We start from the raw sequence: 20,148 nt of genomic DNA, 5'->3' as shown, positions 1-20,148 counted from the left end.
ACTTTTGTGCTCTAACTCAATCATATGAAGTATTTCATTTTGTTCATCTTTGCTCTATTATTTAGCGCTTGTACGCATCAGCCAGACCTCACAGGTTTTGATGCGGAAGCATTTAAGCAAGATCGGGGGGCATGTGGTGGAAAGCGTGGCCAACAAATTGCCTGGTTAAAAGCGCATAAAATGAATTTTCAAGCCGCCACTTCAAACAATATAGATGATATTTTGGGTAAGCCTGACTTGCAACAACTAGCTGATCGGAATCAAGAATATTATGTATACTTTTTGGAGCCGGGGCCGCAATGCCAACAAAAACCATCGCAAGCAAAATCAATTGCTTTTCGTTTCAGCGCCATGGGCTTAGCTACCGAAATTACATTCCAAAACGGTGTTCCTTTGTAATTTACTTGGTTATCATCCCCACCACCGAATTTGTAAATCCAACCACGAAGCTGAAGATTAGAGGAGCAATGAATCCGCTTACCTTAAAGCCAGGAACATATACTTCAACCAAATAAACCATTCCTACGGTAATTACCAGTGAAAATAACCCAAGTGTCATAAAGGTTATTGGCAAACTGATAATTTTCAAAATAGGTTTAACGAAGGAATTCAAAAATCCCATAGCTAGCGCGACTACTAATGCCGTTGTAAATCCATCTACGGTGATTCCTTTCAAATATCGAGGTATAATCATGACCACTCCGGCAATTATGATATAGCGAATAATAAATCCAATCATGTTATTTCTGATGTCTAGCTTGTAATGTCTTAACGATTTCTTCTAACCCAATTCCTCGGTCTTCCAATAAAACCAATAAATGGAAAATTAAATCAGCTGCTTCCCCTTTGAACAAATCATCGTTTTTCATTAAGGCTTCTATGACCAATTCGACTGCTTCTTCACCAACTTTTTGAGCAATTTTGTGCGTGCCCGCATCGAATAAGGAAGCCGTATATGACGTATCTGCCGATGCGCTTTTACGTGATCGAATAATGTGCTTCAAGTGATCTAACCACGCCGCATTATCAACATTTGATTCATTAAAACAGGTATCTGTTCCCGAATGGCAAGTTGGCCCTGCTGGCTTCGCTTGAATCAAAATGGTATCTTGATCACAATCAATGGATATATTGACCACATCTAAATAGTTTTCAGACGCCTCACCTTTGGTCCATAAGCGATTTTTTGAGCGAGAAAAAAAGGTTACTCGATTTTCTGCACGTGTTTTGGTATAGGCTTCTTCGTTCATGTACCCGAGCATAAGCACTTTTAGGGTGCTCGCATCTTGAATGATAGCGGGAACTAAGCCTTTTGAAAAATCTGGTTCTAAACTCATAAGGGTTAAATTAGTATATCCGCATGGGAATTCCTTTGTTCGCTAAGTATTTTTTCAATTCGATAATCTCAATTTCCTTGAAGTGGAATATGCTCGCTGCCAAACCGGCATCCGCTTTCCCCTCCGTAAAAACCTCATAAAAATGTTCCATCTTGCCCGCTCCACCCGAGGCAATAATGGGAATCGAGGATTGTAATGAAATCTGACTCGTCAATTCATTTGCGAAACCTGCTTTGGTCCCATCAGCATCCATGGAGGTCAAAAGGATTTCTCCTGCTCCGCGCGATTCCACTTCTTTGGCCCAAGCCAAGGTTTGAATTTCAGTGATTTTCCTCCCGCCGTGTGTATGTACCCAATTTTTCCCACCTACAAAACGGGTATCAATCGCTACAATGATGCATTGAGAACCAAATTGCATGGCTAATTCATCCACTAATTGAGGCCGACGAACCGCCGAAGAGTTAATGGAAACCTTATCGGCGCCAGCATTTAATAAGGCTGAAACATCTTCGATGCTACTTATTCCGCCACCTACGGTGAAGGGTATATTCACATGACGCGCAACTTCACGAACTAGATTGACTAAGGTCTTCCGGTTATCTACAGTTGCAGTAATATCCAAAAAGACTAATTCGTCTGCCCCTTGTTCCGCATACAAAGCCCCCAGTTCCACAGGATCTCCCGCATCACGCAAATCAATGAAGTTGGTCCCCTTCACAGTCCGACCTTCCTTAATATCCAAACAGGGAATAATTCGTTTCGTTAGCATAGAGATTCTTTGGCAAAAGTGGCTAAATCTTCAAGTGTAATGCGGCCTTCATAAAAGGCTTTGCCAACAATCACACCGAATAAATTCATTTCGCGTAATTGTTCCAAATCCTGCATGTTGGCAACCCCACCACTCGCAATAATATTTAATCCGGGGTTATTAGCCTGGATTTTTTCATACAAATCAAAGCTCGGCCCTTGTAATAAACCGTCCTTCGCTACATCTGTTGAAATGACGTATTGAGCACCTGAAGCTTGATAATCGGTCAAAAAATTATAAATGGAAATATTTGAATTTTCTTGCCAACCAGACACTGCGATTTGCTCGTGGTGTGCGTCTGCACCCAAGATTATTTTATCGGGGCCATATTTTTTAAACCAACTATGAACGAGTTCCGGATTCCGCACGGCAATACTTCCTGCGGTAATTTGTGCTGCACCGGCCGAAAAAGCTCGGTCAATCATTTCATCGGATTGTACGCCTCCGCCAAAATCAATATGTAGCGATGTATTCGAAGCAATACGCTCTAAAACGGCTGCATTGACTATTTCTTTTGCTTTGGCTCCGTCTAAATCAACTAAATGCAATCGTTGGATGCCAGCTCCTTCGAATGCTTTGGCAATTTCTAATGGGTCAGAACTATAAACTTTCTTTTGTTGGTAATCCCCTTGCGTTAATCGAACGCATTGTCCTCCAATAATATCGATGGCTGGAATGAGTTGAAACATAGATTAAAGCGCTAAGAAGTTTTGAATGATTTTTTGACCTACCAATCCTGAAATTTCTGCATGGAATTGTGCCGCGTAGAAATTGTCTTTCTGCATCATGGCAGAAAACGGTTGCACATATGCACAAGCAGCTGATGTATATGGGTTTATAGGGGCATAAAATGAATGCACAAAATATACATATTCATCATTTTTGAGCCCTTCCATCAGGGGATTTTCACCATAAGCTTGAATGGAATTCCAACCCACATGTGGAATTTTTAAATCAGGGCTAATAAATCGTTTAACAGAAACATCAAAAACCCCCATGCACGTCGTGTTATTTTCTTCAGAGTCACGACATAACAATTGCATGCCAATACAGGTGGCCAAGACAGGTTGTTTTAATTTAGGAATCAATTGATCCAAACCCTTTTCACGTAAATAGGCCATCGCCGTACTCGCTTCGCCTACTCCGGGAAAGATGACTTTATCAGCAGATTCAATCAACTTTTCGTCGTCTGTCCAGGTGTATTTTACCCCAATTCTGTCCATGGCGTACATGACCGACTGCACATTCCCGGCATTGTATTTGATGATTGCGATTTCCATGGACGTATTTTTAATGGGCAAAATGCCCTGCAAAGGTAGGTAAAAGGGCTTGGATTATGAAAAGAAGCGTATCTTTGTTGGCCTTATGCCCATCAACCGTCGGATCCTTCTTGAAACGTTATACTTAATTTGGATGGGTGCTCTACCTGTTCTTTCAAGTATGTTGTTGGGTTATTTTGCCCTCGCTAACCCGAGTTTTTTTGCAAGTTTTTCGTTAGTAGAATTCGTATTATTCTGGATTAGTGCGGTTTTCATCATGGGACTTGCCTTATGCCCTACGACCTTTTTCGCTATGTTCACGGGTTATGTCTGGAGCTGGTCGGGATTATTTCCTTTGATTATTGCTTACGCCGTTGCCTCCTTACTTGGGTATGCTTTGGCTAGAAAAATGAAAGGAGATGCGCTAATTGAATTGATTCGTGTCAAGTTTAAAGTGGCTGATTTTCTTGAGAATGTACAGGCGCAATCCTTTGCTTGGGTATTTTTGGCTCGACTATCTCCGATTTTTCCTTTTGCTATTACAAATGCGTTAATGGCTTTTTTGGGAGTTCCTTTACGTCAATTTTTCGTAGGTGGCACGCTGGGTATGTTACCTCGGACGCTGATTGCCTTGTGGACTGGGATGCAGGCGGCTTCGTGGGCCAATTTGCTTAATCACCCCGAAATGCTCCGTTGGCAAGATGTCGCGAGCCTCGGAATGTTACTCATTTCCGTCATCGGGATGTTTGTGCTCGCAAAACGAAAAGCCTAATGTTTTAGGAATAGATAGAGAAAGCCCCACATTGCGGCAAGTTGGCCTATCCAAAATGAAAACATCCACATAATAAGTGCTTTTTCAGATTTAACCATCTTGATTTCTAACTCCATCAACTTTATGTTCAAATATTCCTTGGTCACCAACTCATCAGTTCGCTCCTCAATAGTTCCCTGAACTAGGTCTACAAATTCCATGGCATCTTTTTCCACTAAGTGGAGTTTTTTATGCGCTAATTGATACAATTGAATTGATTTCGCTTCCATGTAGCAAATCTAGGACTAAACGTATCCATGTACAATTCAATATTTGAATAACGCATGATTTATCAGTTTTTTATAACTAATGCGCCGATCATAAAAATCGCCGTTCCATGACCCACCCAAAAAATAAACATCCATTTAATGAGCTCGCTTTTTGCCTCGGCAACCGTTTGATGCACAAAATCCTTACTACTAAACTCCTGCGTAGATTCTTTCATCTCCGCCTGAAGCCAGTATATGAATTTCATCCCATCTAAGCGTAATTTAGCTCGAACTAATTGATATAATTTCCGGGTACGTGGTTTCATGCCCTAAATGTAGGGCCTCTCCATGGAAGTGTCAATTCGTTTTTTGACTAATTTAAATCAATTCGGAATCAATAACCTGAACTTTTCCCCACAGGTGTTTGTTGGCATCAATGAACTTCTTGTGCAACGGGTGGTACAAATATTCAGATTCTTTCGCTGCATTTTCGAATACTAAAACGACAGAAAAAGTATAACTTCCATCCGTGGCTCCTTTGTCGAATTCCGTTACAATTGGTCTACCTACATGCGCCATTTGTATCATTGGCAAAGTGCCTAATTGTTTTAAAGCGGCCAATAATTGTGTTTTTTCTGCTTCATTGCCTGGGTTTTTGGCCCAAAACAAGACGTGGTGAACAAAGGTCATAGAAGTTTTTGCATTAGGTAAAAGGCTGCTCGCAGCTGTTGCCATTCCGGCTTGTTGGAGGAAATTTCTTCTCGAAGTCATAAATAGGTTTTAAATATTATTCAAGTCTACAATGGAAAATTTACAAAAGCAATTAATCATTACAGGTGCTACCGGTATGGTAGGCGAAGGTGTGTTACATGAGGCGATCAAATCTCCTTTTGTTAGCCAAATCTTAGTCATCAACCGCAAACCTTGCGGAGTGGATCATCCAAAGGTCAAAGAATATCTACTTACTGATTTTTTGAAACCTGAAGAAATGCGCAAAGCTATTAAAGGCTATGATGCCTGTTTATTTTGCCTTGGCGTTTCCTCTGTGGGGATGAATGCCGAGGAGTATAAGCAAAAAACGTATGACTTGACACTAGGATTTGCGCACGTATTACAAGAAGAAAACCCGAATATGTCGTTTAGCTATATTTCGGGGGCAGGAACTGATTCGACAGAGCAAGGGCGATTGGCGTGGGCACGTGTGAAAGGAAAAACTGAAAATGACCTATCTAAATTGGGTTTTGGAGACTATTATTCATTTAGACCTGCGATGATTAAGCCAACTCCCGGATTGAAAAATGCCTTACCATTCTATAAATATATTAATTGGGTCTTCCCGATTTTGAATATGTTGGCTCCACATATAGCTTGTACGCTAAAAGAGTTAGGCGAGGCGATGTTGGAAGTTTCCATTTTTGGTTCGACTAAAAAAATTATTGAAGGGAATGATATTTTGGCATTAGCCAAGCAAATGCGCATGCGTTTATAGCTTTTTGGCTATTTTTGTACGATATACTAAATGATAACCTGTGAATAAGAAAGTTGTACTCATGATTTTAGATGGTTGGGGAATCGCTACCAACCCAAAAGTTTCAGCTATTGATGCGGCAAAGACCCCGTTTATTGATTCATTATATACAAAATACCCACATTCAAAGTTGGAAGCATCTGGAGAAGCAGTAGGTTTGCCAGAAGGCCAAATGGGTAATTCCGAAGTAGGACACATGAATTTGGGTGCAGGGCGTGTGGTTTATCAGAATTTGGTACGCATCAACAAAGCTGTTCGCGAAAATACATTAGGTCAAGAACCTGAGTTAGCTAAGGCTTTTGAATATGCGAAAAAAGAAAACAAATCAGTTCACTTCATGGGATTGGTTTCAGATGGAGGTGTACACGCCCATATTGAACATTTGAAATCGTTGTTGACGTCCGCAAAAGAAGCGGGTTTGACAAAAGTTTTTGTTCATGCATTTACGGATGGCCGCGATACGGATCCGAAATCAGGGATGAAGTTCATGACCGATTTAGTTAATCATACCCAAAAAACAGGAACTGCCGTCGCCTCAGTGACAGGTCGTTACTTTGCGATGGACCGCGATAATCGCTGGGAACGAGTTGCATTGGCTTATCATGCCATGGTGGATGCGGAAGGTGCGCCAACTCAAGATGTTTTAGGGGCTATTCAAGCAAGTTATGATGCTGGGGTGACAGATGAATTTATTAAGCCAATCATTGCTACGGATGCTACAGGAAAACCGTTGGCAAAAATAGCTTCTGGTGATGTGGTTATTTGTTTCAATTTCCGCACGGATCGTGGTCGTGAAATTACACAAGCGTTAACGCAGCGAGATTTTCATGAGGAAAATATGCACAAATTGGATTTGTACTATCTGACGATGACAGAATACGACAAAGAATTCCAACATGTGAACGTGATTTTCAATGATTCGAATTTACCGATGACCATGGGAGAGGTCTTGGAAGGTGCTGGTAAAAAGCAAATTCGGATTGCTGAGACGGAGAAATATCCACATGTGACGTTCTTTTTCTCTGGTGGTCGCGAGCAATTGTTCAAAGGGCAAGAAAATATATTGCGCAATTCACCTAAAGTTGCCACATACGATTTGCAGCCCGAGATGTCGGCAGCTGATTTACGGGATGCCCTAATTCCAGAATTAGAAAAAGAAGAAGTTGATTTTGTGTGTTTGAATTTTGCAAATCCGGATATGGTTGGCCACACTGGTGTTTTTGAGGCGGTTGTTAAGGCCGTTGAAACTGTGGATGCGTGTGCGGAGGCTGTTGTAAAGGAAGGTTTGGCGCATGGATATTCATTCATCATCATTGCGGACCATGGAAATGCGGATGTAATGATGAATGAGGATGGTTCACCTAACACAGCGCATTCTACGAATTTAGTACCGTGTATCTTGGTGGATAACGAATTTCACCCGACATTAAATAATGGTAAATTAGGCGACGTTTCACCTACTATTCTAAAATTAATGGGTGTGCCTCAGCCGAAGGAAATGACGGGAGTACCATTGTTTTAAGCCGTAAAATTTGATTAATGACCATTTGATAAATATCAAATTGGGATTTTATCAATTTTATCATTTGAATTTTTACCTTTATTTGTTTTAAAATCATTTATGGCTAAAGTTGTTATTTTTGGGAATACCAAAACCGCCGAACTGGCTCTTTATTATTTGCAGCATGACTCAGATCATGAGGTAGTTGCCTTTACGGTTGAGCAAGATTACATTGAAGAGCCTACATTTCATGGATTACCTTTGGTTCCATTTGAGACAGTAGAAGAAATTTATTCGCCTTCGGAGTTCAAATTTTTTGCACCTTTGACGGAAAAAAATATGAATCGCGTTCGAGCGCGTGTATATGAGCAAGGCTTGGAAAAGGGGTATTCGTACATTTCCTATATCAGCTCTCATGCGACCGTATTAACGGATCAAATAGGGGAGAATTGTTTCATTTTAGAAGATAATACGATTCAGCCTTATGTGAAAATTGGGAATAATGTCGTGTTATGGTCTGGGAATCACATTGGTCATCATGGTACGATTGGGGATCACGTATTCTTTACATCACATGTGGTTTTGTCAGGTGGATGCCATGTAGGTGAATATAGTTTCATAGGTGTTAACGCAACAATTCGAGATCAGACAATCATTGGAGAGGGCACATTAATCGCCATGGGAGCAAATCTCACCCGTCAAAAAACAGATCCTTGGAGTATCTGGAAAGGTAATCCTGCTGAGAAAGCTGCGATATCTAGTAAGGATATTAAAATATAACAATAAGCCCTTCAATAGAAGGGCTTATTGTTATTCAATGGGTTGGTTTGCCTCGTCGACAATCACAAAGATGTCCTGTTTCGGTTTCTTCATGAGGTATTTTTCGCGGGCGTATTTTTCCAACAGTGCCGGATTCCCGATAACCATTCGTTTTTCCTTTTCTAATTCTTTGATTTTTTGTTGGTAAAAGGCTTTTTCAGCTTTCATATCACTTAACTCACTCCACAAACGATATTGTATTGTCAGGTCATTCGAATCCAAGATAAACATCCAAACAAATAGGACGCTTGTTGAAATCGAATAAAAGCGATATTCTCCCCAAAAAAGCCTTTTGACAAAATTCATTATTTCTTAGAAGTTCAATCCTGGGAAATAGGCATTTGCCCCTAATTCTTCCTCAATACGAATCAATTGGTTGTATTTAGCCATACGGTCAGAGCGAGACGCAGAACCAGTTTTGATTTGACCCGTATTCAGCGCAACAGCTAAGTCGGCAATTGTCGCATCTTCCGTCTCTCCTGAACGGTGTGACATGATGTTTTTGTATGAATTGCGTTTCGCTAAGTTCACCGTATCAATTGTTTCAGTTAATGAACCAATTTGGTTTACCTTAACTAATACCGCGTTTGCTACTCCTTTTTCGATACCTTCTTGTAAGCGCTTTACGTTTGTGACGAATAAATCGTCGCCAACTAACTGGCATTTAGAGCCTATTAATTTAGTTTGCTCAGCCCAGCCAGCCCAATCATCTTCAGCCATACCGTCTTCGATTGAAATAATAGGATATTTGTCTGCCCAAGTTTTCCAATAAGCAGCCATTTCCATGTTATTCAATTGCTTGCCATCCGATTTTTTGAATGTATAAAGGCCTGTTTTCTCATCATAGAATTCAGAAGCAGCGGCATCCATGGCGATGAAAATTTCTTCACCTGGCTTGTAACCCGCTTTCTCGATGGATTGCAATACGATTTCGATTGCCTCTTCGTTTGATTTGATGTTCGGCGCAAAACCACCCTCATCGCCAACGTTTGTCGAATATCCTTTTGATTTTAACACACCTTTCAACGCGTGAAAAACTTCCGTACCCATACGCAACGCATGTGAGAACGACTCCGCTTTCACAGGCATTACCATGAATTCTTGGAAGTCAATTGAGTTGTCGGCATGTGATCCACCATTCAGGATGTTCATCATGGGAACTGGTAATGTATTGGCATTAACTCCACCAATGTAACGATATAAAGGTAATCCTGCTTCTTGTGCAGCAGCTTTCGCAACGGCCATTGAAACACCTAAAATAGCATTTGCTCCTAATTTGCCTTTATTTGACGTACCATCTAATTCAATCATTAAACGGTCAATCATGTTTTGCTCAGAAACTTCTAAGCCCCATAATTCTTCAGCAATAGCTCTGTTAACATTCTCAACAGCTTTTAAAACGCCTTTGCCAACGTATACTGATTTATCTTCATCACGAAGTTCAACAGCCTCATGGATACCAGTTGAAGCTCCAGAAGGAACTGCCGCTCTACCAAAAGCACCGTCTTCCGTCTTAATATCTACTTCGATTGTTGGATTTCCGCGTGAATCTAAAATTTGTCTGGCGTGTACGTACTGTATTGCACTCATCTTTTTATTGTTAGTGTGAATAAATGATTACGATGTAATTGCTTAAATTGCCTTGCAAAATAACGCAAAATCTGGATAATTTTAGATGAATTTGTGTTTAATCATGATTATATAACCTTGCTTCCTTTCAAAATGAAAAATTATTCCTTTCTAATCCTGTTTTTAACCTTCTCTTGTTTTACTGTTAAAGCTCAAGTCGTTGATGTTGAATCCTTTTCAGCCAAAATCACGGAATTGCCTAAGGCTACATTGTTAGATGTACGTACGTCTGGTGAGTTTGGTGGAGGCCATTTACCTAAAGCGCAAAATATCGATTTTCGGTCTGATTCTTTTGCTCAGGAAATAGATAAACTGGACAAGAGCCAGCCTGTGCTCATTTATTGCCTTTCGGGTGGGCGTTCTGCACAAGCTGCTGAAGTGATGCGAGCCAAAGGTTTTCAAGTAACCGAGTTACAGGGTGGATATTTGAAATGGACGACCAAAATGAAGCCATTAGAAGGAGTTCCAGCTGTTAAGCATGATGCTGCTTGGAGTTTGACTGATTTTGAAAAATTAGTTAAAGATAATGATGCGGTCGTAATTGATTTTTATGCCAAATGGTGCGCTCCATGTTTAAAAATGATGCCTTTTGTGGATAAATTGGCAGGGGAGTTTAAAGGGAAAGTGACTGTCCTAAAAGTGGAGGCCGACGGCAATCAGTCCATACTTCAGGCGTATGGAATAGATGAAATCCCAAGTTTTATCGTATTCCGCCAGGGCAAATTACTGCAAAAAACATCGGGATTTCGTGAAGAGCCAAAACTCAAAGAATTATTTGTTCAGGCTACTGGGACCATTCAGTAGGCTCGCGATCCCATCTGTGAAGTTTTAATTTGTTAAGTAAATCTGTTGGCAACCCCTTTCCATCTGAACTGGCAATGTTATTTGCTGCGTGATTTGTCTTGCGCATGCCCGGTATAATTGTTCCCACATCTGGGTTTGATAAGATAAATCGTAATGCCATTTCGGGCATATCCATACCTTCAGGAATAAGCGGCTTTAGTGCATTCGCATGATCAACACTGGAAATTAAATTTTCAGGAACAAAATAGGTCGACCTCCAATCGTCTGCGAGGAATTTAGTGTCATAGTTCATGGTTCCCGTTAAAGTGCCCTCATCAAAAGGTACACGTGCAATAATGGCGACATCTAATTCTCTGCAAAGAGGGAAAAGTAAATCCTCTGGGTTTTGATCGAAAATGTTATAAATCACTTGTACGGATGAAATATGACCTGTCTTCAATGTTTCTAAACAATTATTTGGCTCCCACCGATTCACAGATATGCCCCAATGAGCAACTTTCCCTTCTTTTGTTAGCTTTTCAACCGCTAATTGCCACTCATCCTGATTCGCCCACGCATCTTCCCAAACATGGAATTGCTGTAGGTCAATTTGCTCAACCCCTAGATTTTTTAAGCTTTTTTCGGTGTATTCAACAATGTGGTTTGCCGGGAAGCAGTCTTTTAAAAGAAATCCAGATTTAGAAGGCCACGTAAAATTTTTTGGAGGAATTTTTGTTGCAGCATATATTTTGGTGTCTGAATGACGCTTAACCAATGCGCCTAAAATTTGTTCACTTTTCCCTTCTGCGTACCCCCAAGCCGTATCAAAGAAATTACATCCAAGTGATACAGCATGGTCTAATGATTTAGTAACTTCTTCTATATCTGAGCCCGTCCATCCTGCCAGTCCCCACATTCCGTAGCCCATTTCACTTACGTTCCATTCTGTTCTTCCAAATCTCCTTGTTTTCATATATTTATGGCTGTTTTTTTGAGTTTAAATGTAGCATTTAAATCCTTTAATTAGTGTCCCGTTTATTACGTTTTTGGCTATATTTCAATTTAGGTTTTACCTATTCAATTTATGCTTGATGGATATAAATATGTTTATACGTATTATAAATATATTTTGTTTTACCTTTTAATAAGTGATTTTAAACATTAAATACAACAATAACACAAATAACACAAATCTTCTCATTTCCCCTTTCACTTTAATCTAAATTTGATTTGAAAATTAACATTTGTTAAGCTATGGAGGTCAACGAAAAAGAAGTTTTAAGTACAATTTTATTGGGCACTTTAAGCATTCCCTCCTCTGATATTTTATTCATTCGCGGTGAAGGGAATTATTCTAATTTTTTCCTGAAAGACGGCCGTAAAATTCTTTCTTGTCGTACGCTAAAGTATTTTGCGAATTTGCTAAGCGAGGATGGTTTTATTCGCCCTTCTAAATCTGCTTTGATTAACCCTTCAGCCATTGTGCACATTGATTTCAAATCACAAAAAACGATACGTTTGGTTAATGAGGAAGTGATTTCAATTTCACGAAGACAAGTTCGCCCATTAAAAGAATATTTTCAAACGCTCGCATAATTTAGCGAATGTGTTTTTGCCAGAAGCTTGGGCTATATTTTTCCCACGCATGACACCCAAATGGCAAGGCCCCGCCAAGCAATTTTACACCAATTTCAGGATTTTTTTCAATAGAGAACGCGAGTGCGTCCTGCCAATTTGGTAATTTCAAAAGCCACCTAAAGGGATAGGAGCGACGTTGTGCGAACGAGAACATGGCATCTTCGTTTGCTTTCCATTCATTGAAAAAATATCCATAGTATCTAATGTAGCGAAGTAGTGATTTGACATTTCGCAACGATAATCCACCATTCATTAGTATTGGCTCATGTAATAGGGTACTTTCACCTGTAAAATGGGCCTTTTTTAATTTAGGTGCTCCTATATAGTCATACCCTTTCTTGCACCAGGCAAGTAATTGATCTTCAAATACGTAGGCATCTAATTGGTAAATCAGTATATATTCAAATTCGATGAATGCTTGATAAAATGCCTCACTAACCAGTAAATGATTATAAGTCTTTGGGCTTACGAAGTAGGTGTCAGGGAATCGAATAACTGTGTAGGCGTCGATGTATTCAGTGAGAAAATCTGTATTTAGTTGGTGTGGTGCAACAATAATTAATGGATGTTTTCCTAAAACTCGTTGGCACTGACGCAACGAAATCTGCTCATTTTTGGAAAGCTTTGCTTGATAGACAGGAATGACGATTGCTACTTGTTGCATGCTATTCAAATAAATCACCTAAAATGGGTCTCCACCATTTCCCGCCCTCCAATTTTTTATATGAGCCTGCAAGTACATATTTTAAAATTGGGGGTATTCTTTTCAATCGATTTGCTGGTAATTGTGCGCGCATGGAATAAAATTCATGCCTATGTTCAATTTTTTCGATTACGTCAGCAGGGATATTAGGTAAGGAGGATATATATAAATAGAGCGCTTTTGCATCCTGATATTTTTTCTCAATCCGTGATAGTTTATCATCTCTGGTTCGAGTGAATCGATCTACTAAAGAAACGCGCTCATTTTTCGCCTTCAATCCGACTTGCTGGCTTTCATGTTCCCGATACTGAATCAAAGGCTCAGCTATATACCCGATTTGATTATGTATAGCCAATTTAAGCGCCATCCATCCATCATGGATTAATTCGGGGATAATATCTGGAACGGGTATCAAATCGGGCAAACAATTTTTTCGTATAGCCATAGTAGCTCCCGTGACTACATATCCTTTTAACAGGATTTCAAATGATCCACCTGCAAGCCATTTGGCCTGTGCCTCCTGATTAAATTCTATTTGATTAAAAGACGTATTCCCGGTTTTTAGCCCGCGTTGATCAATTATCTGAGCATTCGAAAAAACGGCATCCTGAGTAGGATTTCGCTGAAAGTACGCGCGCATTATTTCTACTTTGTTTGGCATCCAAACATCATCTTGGTCACATAAAAAAATGATTTCTCCTGAACATTTTTGGAGGCATTGCTCAAAATTTTTACTACTTCCTAAATTGCTGCTATTTTGGTGAATGTGTACGGGAAAAGAAACAGAGTCTTTGAATTTCTCTAATATCGTAAGCGTCGCGTCGCGTGATCCATCATCGCAAACGATAAGCTCATGCACTTGGCATGTTTGTTGTTTGATTGAATCAAGCTGTTTGGGTAGAAATTCTTCCCCGTTATACGTACATAAAGCTACTGAAATTGACTCCATATCAATAAATTACATAGGAACGTATACGAGTTTTTTCGTTTCAAAAAATGGCTCTTCGAAATAAGAAGGAAGTTTGACAACTTTTGTTTTGCGTTCTAATTCCTCAATTTCTTCTTTTAAATCGCCTCCTTTAAGCAAGATTAAACCGTTTTTTTTCGAATGAAAATGGTTGGGACTAATTTTATTTCGTACCCAATAGAAAAAAGGGCTTAGGCGTGTGACGGCCCGACTAACAATAAATTCAAAGTCTTGATCTACATCTTCTGCACGGATATGTTGGGCCTGTACATTTGTTAATCCAAGTCCTTCTGTGACACCTTCGACAACTTTTATTTTTTTACCAATACTATCAACTAGCAAAAATGTACATGCAGGAAATAGGATTGCTAATGGGATACCGGGAAATCCACCTCCAGTACCTACGTCTAATATTTCCGTGCCTGGTCTAAATTGTATGAATTTGGCGATTGCCAATGAATGCAACACATGATGCATCATTAAGTTATCGATGTCCTTGCGGGAAACGACGTTGATTTTTTCGTTCCATTCTTCATATAAGGGGAACAATTGTTCGAACTGCTGGAATTGTGTTTCCGTAATTTCGGGAAAATACTTTTTAATTAATTCCGCTTTCATAGTCGATTTTCAGCCCCAAAGATACGCAAATATCGTACCTATTTTTGCCTTCTTCTTGCCTTTTTTGATTCTGATAGGAGCTTTTTTGCTTCGGTATGTTGGGCTGATTTTTTATCTGCCTTGTCTAATACTTCTTTACAATAGCTGACAGCTAAATCATAATTTGATTCTTGAAAAGCGATACGTGCAAGGCCCAAAACGGAGGCCCAATAGTAGCCCGATTCCATTCCATCCGTTTGCTTGCTGAATTCCAGGCACTGCAAAAAGCGTTTTTTCGCTTCAATCGTGTTTTTAAAAACATATAAATTATAATATCCAAGGATATAGCTGGCATATCGTCCGGAGACTCCTTCATAGCCGACTTGGTGTTTTTCGATGCGATCAAGGATTGATTTGGCTTGTTCCTCAGCTTCGTCTAATTTGCCCACCATAAAAGCTGCCCGCGCATGATACCGATGAAAAAATGGATTTTCCGGAAAATTTTCGTGCGTGTATTTAGCCATGTCATATGACTTATCTGCCATATTTTCCATGGCATAAATTTGCAATAAGAAATAACGCGCTTCGGTTCGGGTATAAAAAGCTTGGTAGCTTACTTGTTCTAATTGTTTGATTCCCTGTAGTTTATTGGCTTTTGGAAATAGCCAAAGTACGGGCCTTAACAAGGGAAAATTTTGCTTAATAAAATGATAATAATAATTATACAAGCCGTCACCAAACATGAGCTCAGGACTGAAGTCGGAAAAATTTCGTGAATATTCGAGGTATTTCAAGGCATTTTTGGCGGCTAATGTAGCTCGAGTCCAATTCTTCCTTTCTGCATGTAATCGTCCTTTGAATCCATAAGCTGCAGCCATAAAGAAAGCGGCTTCAGGGTTTTCTGTTTCGTCCCAAATAAGCTCTGCTTTTTCAATGCTACTATCCATGTATTGGATTAGTCGCTCATCGTATACTTCACTTTTGGTGTTGGGTACAATTTTCCACCATTGCATAAGGCCGAGAAGGAAATCGGGTAGGGGATGTTTGGGGTATTTGACTTTTAGGTAATTGAATTCGCGTTCAGCTTCGGGGAAGTGAAAGTTGTACATTTGATTGATGGCAGTAGTTGCCTCAATTTGCACTTCGGCGGTAAGAAGTAGCATCCCTTTGGAACGTTCTTTTTCAGCCTCTTCAGTTAATTTCCACCATTGACCTTGCATGTTGAAGGCCAATGGTAGTAAACTAATCAGTAGTAAAAAACACTTAAGATGATATTTCAATTTCATCTCCATTTTGGTTTAAGAACTTAAATTCTGTAATGCCAAATGAGGAGTCTTCCATAATGGAGATCCATGTTTTGTATTTCAAAAACCAATTCATCCGAATCGATGGGAAACCTTTGGTAAAGTAAGCCGACAAGAATGGATGAGCCAATAAGGTTAATTTTTTCTCATTCTGCTTTGTTACTAGATGCTCGACATGCTGGGCGATAATTTCAGATACAGCAATGCTGGCCGTAATACTGCCAGTTCCTGCGCAACTTGGACAAGTTTCGTGCGTAGACACGTTCATTTCAGGACGAACCCGTTGGCGTGTAATCTGCATCAATCCAAATTTGGTTAATGGTAAGATTGTGTATTTTGAACGGTCGCCACGCATTTCATCGCGCATGATGTCTTGGATCATCTTGCGATTATCCGCTTTTTTCATGTCAATGAAGTCGATAACAATAATGCCACCCATATCACGTAAACGTAATTGCCGCGCAATTTCTTTGGCAGCTTCTCTATTTACACTTAAAGCAGTGGCTTCTTGGTCATCTTCTGAATTGGATTTGTTTCCAGAATTCACATCGATTACATGGAGTGCCTCTGTATGCTCTACGATAAGGTACCCACCAGCAGGAAGTGAAACAGAGCGGCCAAACAACATTTTAAGTTGTTTTTCAATACCTACTTGTTCAAACAATTTTGTTTTTCCGGTATGGAGCTTAACGATTTTCTCTTTTTCTGGAGCGACGTTGTGGACATATTCTTTGGCCTCATTGTATAAATCTGGGCTATCCACAATGACGTTATCAAAGTCATTATTCAATAAATCGCGTAACATGGAGGTAGCCCGACTCATCTCTCCGATAATCCGGTCGGCCGGTTTTGCGTCTACCAATTTTTTGATTCCGTCCTCCCATTTCGCGATAGACTCTTTCAAGTCACGCTCCATTTCTTCAACGGCCTTCCCTTCGGCTACGGTCCGTACAATGACACCATAGTTTTTGGGTTTAATGGAGCTCATGAGCTTTTGCAAGCGATTACGCTCCGCTTTGGACGTGATTTTTTTCGATATGTTCACTCCATTAGAGAAGGGAACAAGCACAAGGAATCTTCCTGCAATGGAAATATCGCAAGATAACCGAGGACCTTTAGTGGAAATCGGTTCTTTAACCACTTGAACAAGGGCTAACTGACCACGAGTTAATACTTTCTCTACTTTGCCTAATTTGTCAATTTCCTCTTCTAATTTATAATTCTCAATCCGAACATTTTTACCTTTTTTGGTTAAAACATCCCGAGTGAATTTTTGAAGGGTAGCTAAATTTGGCCCAAGATCATGATAGTGCAAGAATGCATCTTTTTCATAACCTATATCAATAAATGCGGCATTTAATCCCGAAACCAATTTCTTAATCGTACCTATATAAATATCTCCAACGGAGAATTGTGGTTCCGACTGTTCGATGTGGTATTCAACAATCCTTTTGTCATGCAAAAGGGCAATTCGATCACCCTTGGGTGTGGAATTTATGATTAGTTCATTACTCACAATGTTTGACGAGAAGAATGTTCATTCAGGCGTAAAACCCAAATATATAATATACAGGTAAGCGAACGCCAAAAACAGGCTATTTATTGCTAAATAAAATGCCTGTCTTTGGGTATGTCTTACAATCTAAAAATGAAGAATGTTAGCTGTTACTATTTCTTCTTGTGACGATTTTTACGAAGACGTTTTTTACGTTTGTGTGTTGAAATCTTATGACGTTTTCTTTTCTTTCCGCAAGGCATAGCTTTTAGCGTTTAAGTTTTTAATAATTTACCAAGCTGACTTTCAGCTTTTCTATTTTTTGAGAAGTTCATATAAATGAACTCAACAATGTTTAATGCTGCATTTCTGCGAGCAATTCTTTCGCGGCTTTGACCTCTTGCGCATCTTTACTTTCTGTAAGAACACGTTTTAAGATCTTTTTTGCCTCGACTTCTTTATCTAACTGGGCTAAACAAAAACCGAGATTTAAAGCGGCTTTAAAGTTAGTAGGTTCCAGCTTCAATATTTGTGTGAATCGTTCTTGGCCTTTGCCAAACTGATTCGATTTAATGGCTAATATCCCCAAATTGAAAATCGCCGGCACAAAAGTCGGCTCTTGTTCAATTACTTCCCTCAGAAGTGTAATTCCCTTCATCGGTGTAGGTGTATCTACATAAGTCATCGCCATGTTCGTCTTAACCAATAGGTTATTCGGATCTAGCGTTAACGCTTTTTCAAAATAATTTCGGGCTTTCTCCCCCATTAATTTCCCTTTTGATACATTAATGGCAAACGTTTGTGCTTCAAAATACAATTGTCCTGCACGCAGAACGTTAGACAATTCGGGATGCTGGTCCGCAAACTGAGCAGCATAATAAGCTGCACTGTCGTATTTGTCAAGCTGAATAAAAGTTGTTGCCAAATTCTCTAAAGCACCTACTTGAAGGGCTTCAGTTTTTGCTGTTGTCAAATTAGCTTTTAACTGAGCTATTTGTTTCTGCTGGCTTGGAGTCAGTGGAGTAGCGTGAGCTTCTTCCTCGACTTTAGCTTTTGGAGTATTTCCAGCGTCACGATTTGCTTCACCAGAGGAAACTTCTCCAGGTTTGTTACTCACATTCCCTTTCGGTAATTGAAATATGAGGGCACTTAATCCCAGGCCAATACATAAAATGAGCGCAAGCGTTTTATTCATTTTATTGACCTAACTTAATAAATTAAGCTTTTGCAGGGTCAGTGCTTGTTTTAACTTGTTCTATAAACACCTTTGCCGGCTTAAAGCTTGGCACGAAATGCTCTTCAATAGTAATAGACGTATTTTTAGAAATATTACGAGCAATTTTTTTAGCCCTTTTCTTATTTATAAAACTCCCAAATCCACGAACATAAATGTTTTCCTGATTCGCTAAATTGTCTTTTACAACCTGAAAGAAGTTCTCTAACGTTTCAGAAACATCTTTCTTATCAATCCCTGTTTTGCTGGAAATCTCAGCAATTACATCTGCCTTAGTCACGGTAATGAATTCTTTAAGTTAATCGTTGATTGAATTTTACGCTTTCCTCTTATTCCAAAAGGGACACAAAAGTAAGGCTTTTCTTTAACAGAGGCAAATGAAAAGCTCGAATAAAAATTAAAATTTTGAATGTAGACCGTATATTTGAGTCAGATGATGAATAAAGACGCACTGCATCCCTTTTCTGAGAGTTTGTTAGCCTGGTATCCTGCAAATGCGCGCGAACTTCCTTGGCGTCAAACGCGAGATCCTTATGTGATTTGGTTATCTGAGATTATACTCCAACAGACGCGCGTGGCACAAGGGTTGCCCTATTTTCATAAATTAGTACATGTCTTTCCGACCATTAATCATCTTGCCAAAGCGGATGAGGCATTATTATTTCGTAATTGGCAGGGTTTGGGGTATTACAGTCGGGCGCGGAATTTGCATAAAACGGCTCGTTTAGTGGTCGAAAAATTTAATGGCGAGTTCCCGCAGACGTACGAGCAGCTTGTGCAATTGCCCGGAATTGGTCCGTACACCGCCGCAGCTATCGCCTCATTTGCTTTTGATGAATCAGTCCCCGTTGTGGACGGGAACGTTTTTCGTATTCTTTCACGCTATTTTGGTATTGAAACAGATATCAGGCACTCTTCCGCACGGAAACAATTTACAGAGATAGCCCAAAGTTTAATCCCACGAGCGTATGCGGCAACTTTTAATCAAGCCATTATGGAGTTTGGTTCCTTGCAATGCAGTCCGGTGCCTGCTTGTGAAACATGCCCACTTCGAGTTTCATGTGTGGCTTTCGCTACTAATCGGACGCAAACATTGCCAATCAAATCGAAAGGGAAAGCCCCCCGAAATAGATATTTTAATTATTTCATTGTTGTTCAAAAACATAGAGTTCTGGTGCATATGCGCCACGAGAAAGATATTTGGCAAGGACTGTGGGAGTTTGTCCAGCATGAAACGAGCCAACTTTGTGAGCTTCCTGAAGCCATTGGCCCTTTCGGAGATTTGCTGGCCTTCCCCACCACCGAACTGAGGTCTCCGGGTAAGCATTTATTAAGTCACCAACGAATTTTTTCGAGGGCCTGGTTAATCCAAGTTCCTGATTTTGTTGACCTAGCCATGTTCGGGGATTTTCAGTGGATGGATGCACAGGACTTCGAAAAATGCGGAAAACCTGTTTTGATTTTAAATATGATAACTGATAATTTGGTTTTACATGAATTGCTTGTTTAATAGAAGCGGTACATTT

26 protein-coding genes are annotated in these 20,148 nt (G+C 39.9%); 8 read left to right on the top strand and 18 right to left on the bottom strand.

The genetic code is table 11. The annotated features are described in order from the left end of the window. Nucleotides 1-24 precede the first annotated feature (24 nt). Nucleotides 25-399, top strand: a complete 375-nt coding sequence (locus AC1W6K_RS05365) for a hypothetical protein (RefSeq protein WP_481719398.1) — start codon at nt 25-27, stop codon at nt 397-399. 1 nt (nt 400) lies between these two features. Here AC1W6K_RS05365 and AC1W6K_RS05360 read toward each other — a convergent pair whose 3' ends face one another. From AC1W6K_RS05360 to hisH, 5 genes are read right to left on the bottom strand one after another with little or no spacing between them, the layout of a single operon-like run. Further along, nucleotides 401-739, bottom strand: a complete 339-nt coding sequence (locus AC1W6K_RS05360; protein ID WP_481719397.1) for a phage holin family protein — start codon at nt 737-739, stop codon at nt 401-403. Between the two features lies 1 nt (nt 740). After that, nucleotides 741-1,337 (bottom strand): bifunctional phosphoribosyl-AMP cyclohydrolase/phosphoribosyl-ATP diphosphatase HisIE, encoded by a 597-nt coding sequence (gene hisIE, locus AC1W6K_RS05355; RefSeq protein WP_481719396.1) that lies wholly within the window; start codon nt 1,335-1,337, stop codon nt 741-743. A 10-nt stretch (nt 1,338-1,347) separates the two neighbouring features. Continuing rightward, complete coding sequence (gene hisF / locus AC1W6K_RS05350) at nt 1,348-2,106, bottom strand: imidazole glycerol phosphate synthase subunit HisF (protein WP_481946723.1); 759 nt, start codon at nt 2,104-2,106, stop codon at nt 1,348-1,350. Beyond that, on the bottom strand, nt 2,100-2,834 hold the full coding sequence (hisA, locus tag AC1W6K_RS05345) for a 1-(5-phosphoribosyl)-5-[(5-phosphoribosylamino)methylideneamino]imidazole-4-carboxamide isomerase (protein WP_481946722.1): 735 nt from the start codon (nt 2,832-2,834) through the stop codon (nt 2,100-2,102). The genes hisF and hisA overlap by 7 nt, the downstream gene beginning before the upstream one ends. Before the next feature lie 3 nt (nt 2,835-2,837). Then, nucleotides 2,838-3,425 (bottom strand): imidazole glycerol phosphate synthase subunit HisH, encoded by a 588-nt coding sequence (gene hisH, locus AC1W6K_RS05340; protein WP_481946721.1) that lies wholly within the window; start codon nt 3,423-3,425, stop codon nt 2,838-2,840. 49 nt (nt 3,426-3,474) lie between these two features. Between hisH and AC1W6K_RS05335 the strand changes: the two genes are divergently transcribed. Next, nucleotides 3,475-4,176, top strand: coding sequence for a TVP38/TMEM64 family protein (locus AC1W6K_RS05335; RefSeq protein WP_481946720.1), 702 nt, complete (start codon nt 3,475-3,477; stop codon nt 4,174-4,176). On the opposite strand, the gene AC1W6K_RS05330 is transcribed toward AC1W6K_RS05335, so the two are convergent. The 3 genes from AC1W6K_RS05330 to AC1W6K_RS05320 all read right to left on the bottom strand — a co-directional run bounded on the left by AC1W6K_RS05330 (nt 4,173) and on the right by AC1W6K_RS05320 (nt 5,195). Continuing rightward, complete coding sequence (locus tag AC1W6K_RS05330) at nt 4,173-4,445, bottom strand: hypothetical protein (RefSeq protein WP_395783192.1); 273 nt, start codon at nt 4,443-4,445, stop codon at nt 4,173-4,175. The genes AC1W6K_RS05335 and AC1W6K_RS05330 overlap by 4 nt on opposite strands. Before the next feature lie 62 nt (nt 4,446-4,507). Beyond that, nucleotides 4,508-4,750, bottom strand: a complete 243-nt coding sequence (locus AC1W6K_RS05325) for a hypothetical protein (protein ID WP_481719391.1) — start codon at nt 4,748-4,750, stop codon at nt 4,508-4,510. Nucleotides 4,751-4,802: 52 nt separating this feature from the next. Beyond that, entirely contained in the window at nt 4,803-5,195 is a 393-nt protein-coding gene (locus AC1W6K_RS05320) for a Dabb family protein (protein ID WP_481946719.1), read from the bottom strand. A 31-nt stretch (nt 5,196-5,226) separates the two neighbouring features. On the opposite strand from AC1W6K_RS05320, the gene AC1W6K_RS05315 reads away from it, so the two are divergent. From AC1W6K_RS05315 to AC1W6K_RS05305, 3 genes are all read left to right on the top strand, one after another. After that, on the top strand, nt 5,227-5,913 hold the full coding sequence (locus AC1W6K_RS05315; RefSeq protein ID WP_481946718.1) for an NAD-dependent epimerase/dehydratase family protein: 687 nt from the start codon (nt 5,227-5,229) through the stop codon (nt 5,911-5,913). Between the two features lie 40 nt (nt 5,914-5,953). After that, nucleotides 5,954-7,474 (top strand): 2,3-bisphosphoglycerate-independent phosphoglycerate mutase, encoded by a 1,521-nt coding sequence (gene gpmI, locus AC1W6K_RS05310; RefSeq protein ID WP_481946717.1) that lies wholly within the window; start codon nt 5,954-5,956, stop codon nt 7,472-7,474. Between the two features lie 99 nt (nt 7,475-7,573). After that, nucleotides 7,574-8,233 carry an acetyltransferase gene (locus AC1W6K_RS05305; protein ID WP_481719387.1) on the top strand — a complete coding sequence of 220 codons (660 nt, stop codon included), beginning with the start codon at nt 7,574-7,576 and terminating at the stop codon, nt 8,231-8,233. 30 nt (nt 8,234-8,263) lie between these two features. On the opposite strand, the gene AC1W6K_RS05300 is transcribed toward AC1W6K_RS05305, so the two are convergent. Continuing rightward, nucleotides 8,264-8,578: an FtsB family cell division protein gene (locus AC1W6K_RS05300; protein WP_481719386.1), complete on the bottom strand. Its 315-nt coding sequence runs from the start codon at nt 8,576-8,578 to the stop codon at nt 8,264-8,266. A 6-nt stretch (nt 8,579-8,584) separates the two neighbouring features. Further along, nucleotides 8,585-9,862 carry a phosphopyruvate hydratase gene (eno, locus tag AC1W6K_RS05295; RefSeq protein WP_481946716.1) on the bottom strand — a complete coding sequence of 426 codons (1,278 nt, stop codon included), beginning with the start codon at nt 9,860-9,862 and terminating at the stop codon, nt 8,585-8,587. Nucleotides 9,863-9,994: 132 nt separating this feature from the next. Here eno and AC1W6K_RS05290 point away from each other — a divergent pair, with 132 nt between their 5' ends. Further along, on the top strand, nt 9,995-10,705 hold the full coding sequence (locus tag AC1W6K_RS05290; RefSeq protein ID WP_481946715.1) for a thioredoxin domain-containing protein: 711 nt from the start codon (nt 9,995-9,997) through the stop codon (nt 10,703-10,705). Here AC1W6K_RS05290 and AC1W6K_RS05285 read toward each other — a convergent pair. Beyond that, on the bottom strand, nt 10,686-11,657 hold the full coding sequence (locus tag AC1W6K_RS05285) for an aldo/keto reductase (RefSeq protein ID WP_481946714.1): 972 nt from the start codon (nt 11,655-11,657) through the stop codon (nt 10,686-10,688). The genes AC1W6K_RS05290 and AC1W6K_RS05285 overlap by 20 nt on opposite strands. A 281-nt stretch (nt 11,658-11,938) precedes the next feature. Between AC1W6K_RS05285 and AC1W6K_RS05280 the strand changes: the two genes are divergently transcribed. Continuing rightward, nucleotides 11,939-12,280 (top strand): LytR/AlgR family response regulator transcription factor, encoded by a 342-nt coding sequence (locus tag AC1W6K_RS05280; protein ID WP_481946713.1) that lies wholly within the window; start codon nt 11,939-11,941, stop codon nt 12,278-12,280. Between the two features lies 1 nt (nt 12,281). Here AC1W6K_RS05280 and AC1W6K_RS05275 read toward each other — a convergent pair whose 3' ends face one another. The 7 genes from AC1W6K_RS05275 to AC1W6K_RS05245 form a co-directional block, all read right to left on the bottom strand. Next, nucleotides 12,282-12,986 carry a DUF5672 family protein gene (locus AC1W6K_RS05275; protein WP_481946712.1) on the bottom strand — a complete coding sequence of 235 codons (705 nt, stop codon included), beginning with the start codon at nt 12,984-12,986 and terminating at the stop codon, nt 12,282-12,284. A 1-nt stretch (nt 12,987) separates the two neighbouring features. Continuing rightward, nucleotides 12,988-13,974: a glycosyltransferase family 2 protein gene (locus AC1W6K_RS05270; RefSeq protein ID WP_481946711.1), complete on the bottom strand. Its 987-nt coding sequence runs from the start codon at nt 13,972-13,974 to the stop codon at nt 12,988-12,990. A 9-nt stretch (nt 13,975-13,983) separates the two neighbouring features. Continuing rightward, on the bottom strand, nt 13,984-14,610 hold the full coding sequence (gene rsmG / locus AC1W6K_RS05265) for a 16S rRNA (guanine(527)-N(7))-methyltransferase RsmG (RefSeq protein WP_481719379.1): 627 nt from the start codon (nt 14,608-14,610) through the stop codon (nt 13,984-13,986). Between the two features lie 38 nt (nt 14,611-14,648). Continuing rightward, nucleotides 14,649-15,875: a tetratricopeptide repeat protein gene (locus AC1W6K_RS05260; protein ID WP_481719378.1), complete on the bottom strand. Its 1,227-nt coding sequence runs from the start codon at nt 15,873-15,875 to the stop codon at nt 14,649-14,651. Then, a complete protein-coding gene (locus tag AC1W6K_RS05255; RefSeq protein WP_481719377.1) occupies nt 15,853-17,409 on the bottom strand; it encodes an Rne/Rng family ribonuclease in 1,557 nt (518 codons plus the stop codon). Before AC1W6K_RS05255 ends, AC1W6K_RS05260 begins: the two co-directional genes overlap by 23 nt. Nucleotides 17,410-17,743: 334 nt before the next feature. Continuing rightward, entirely contained in the window at nt 17,744-18,583 is an 840-nt protein-coding gene (locus AC1W6K_RS05250) for a tetratricopeptide repeat protein (RefSeq protein WP_481946710.1), read from the bottom strand. Nucleotides 18,584-18,605: 22 nt separating this feature from the next. Next, the gene (locus AC1W6K_RS05245; protein WP_395783160.1) at nt 18,606-18,902 is read right to left on the bottom strand and encodes an HU family DNA-binding protein; all 297 of its coding nucleotides are present in this window, start codon (nt 18,900-18,902) and stop codon (nt 18,606-18,608) included. 153 nt (nt 18,903-19,055) lie between these two features. Between AC1W6K_RS05245 and mutY the strand changes: the two genes are divergently transcribed. Continuing rightward, nucleotides 19,056-20,132 carry an A/G-specific adenine glycosylase gene (mutY, locus tag AC1W6K_RS05240; protein WP_481946709.1) on the top strand — a complete coding sequence of 359 codons (1,077 nt, stop codon included), beginning with the start codon at nt 19,056-19,058 and terminating at the stop codon, nt 20,130-20,132. Nucleotides 20,133-20,148: the final 16 nt, after the last annotated feature.

This window comes from Aquirufa sp. (genome assembly GCF_964796385.1).
The sequence above is the reverse complement of the archived record's forward strand: the minus strand, read 5'-3'. Positions and strand labels throughout refer to the sequence as shown.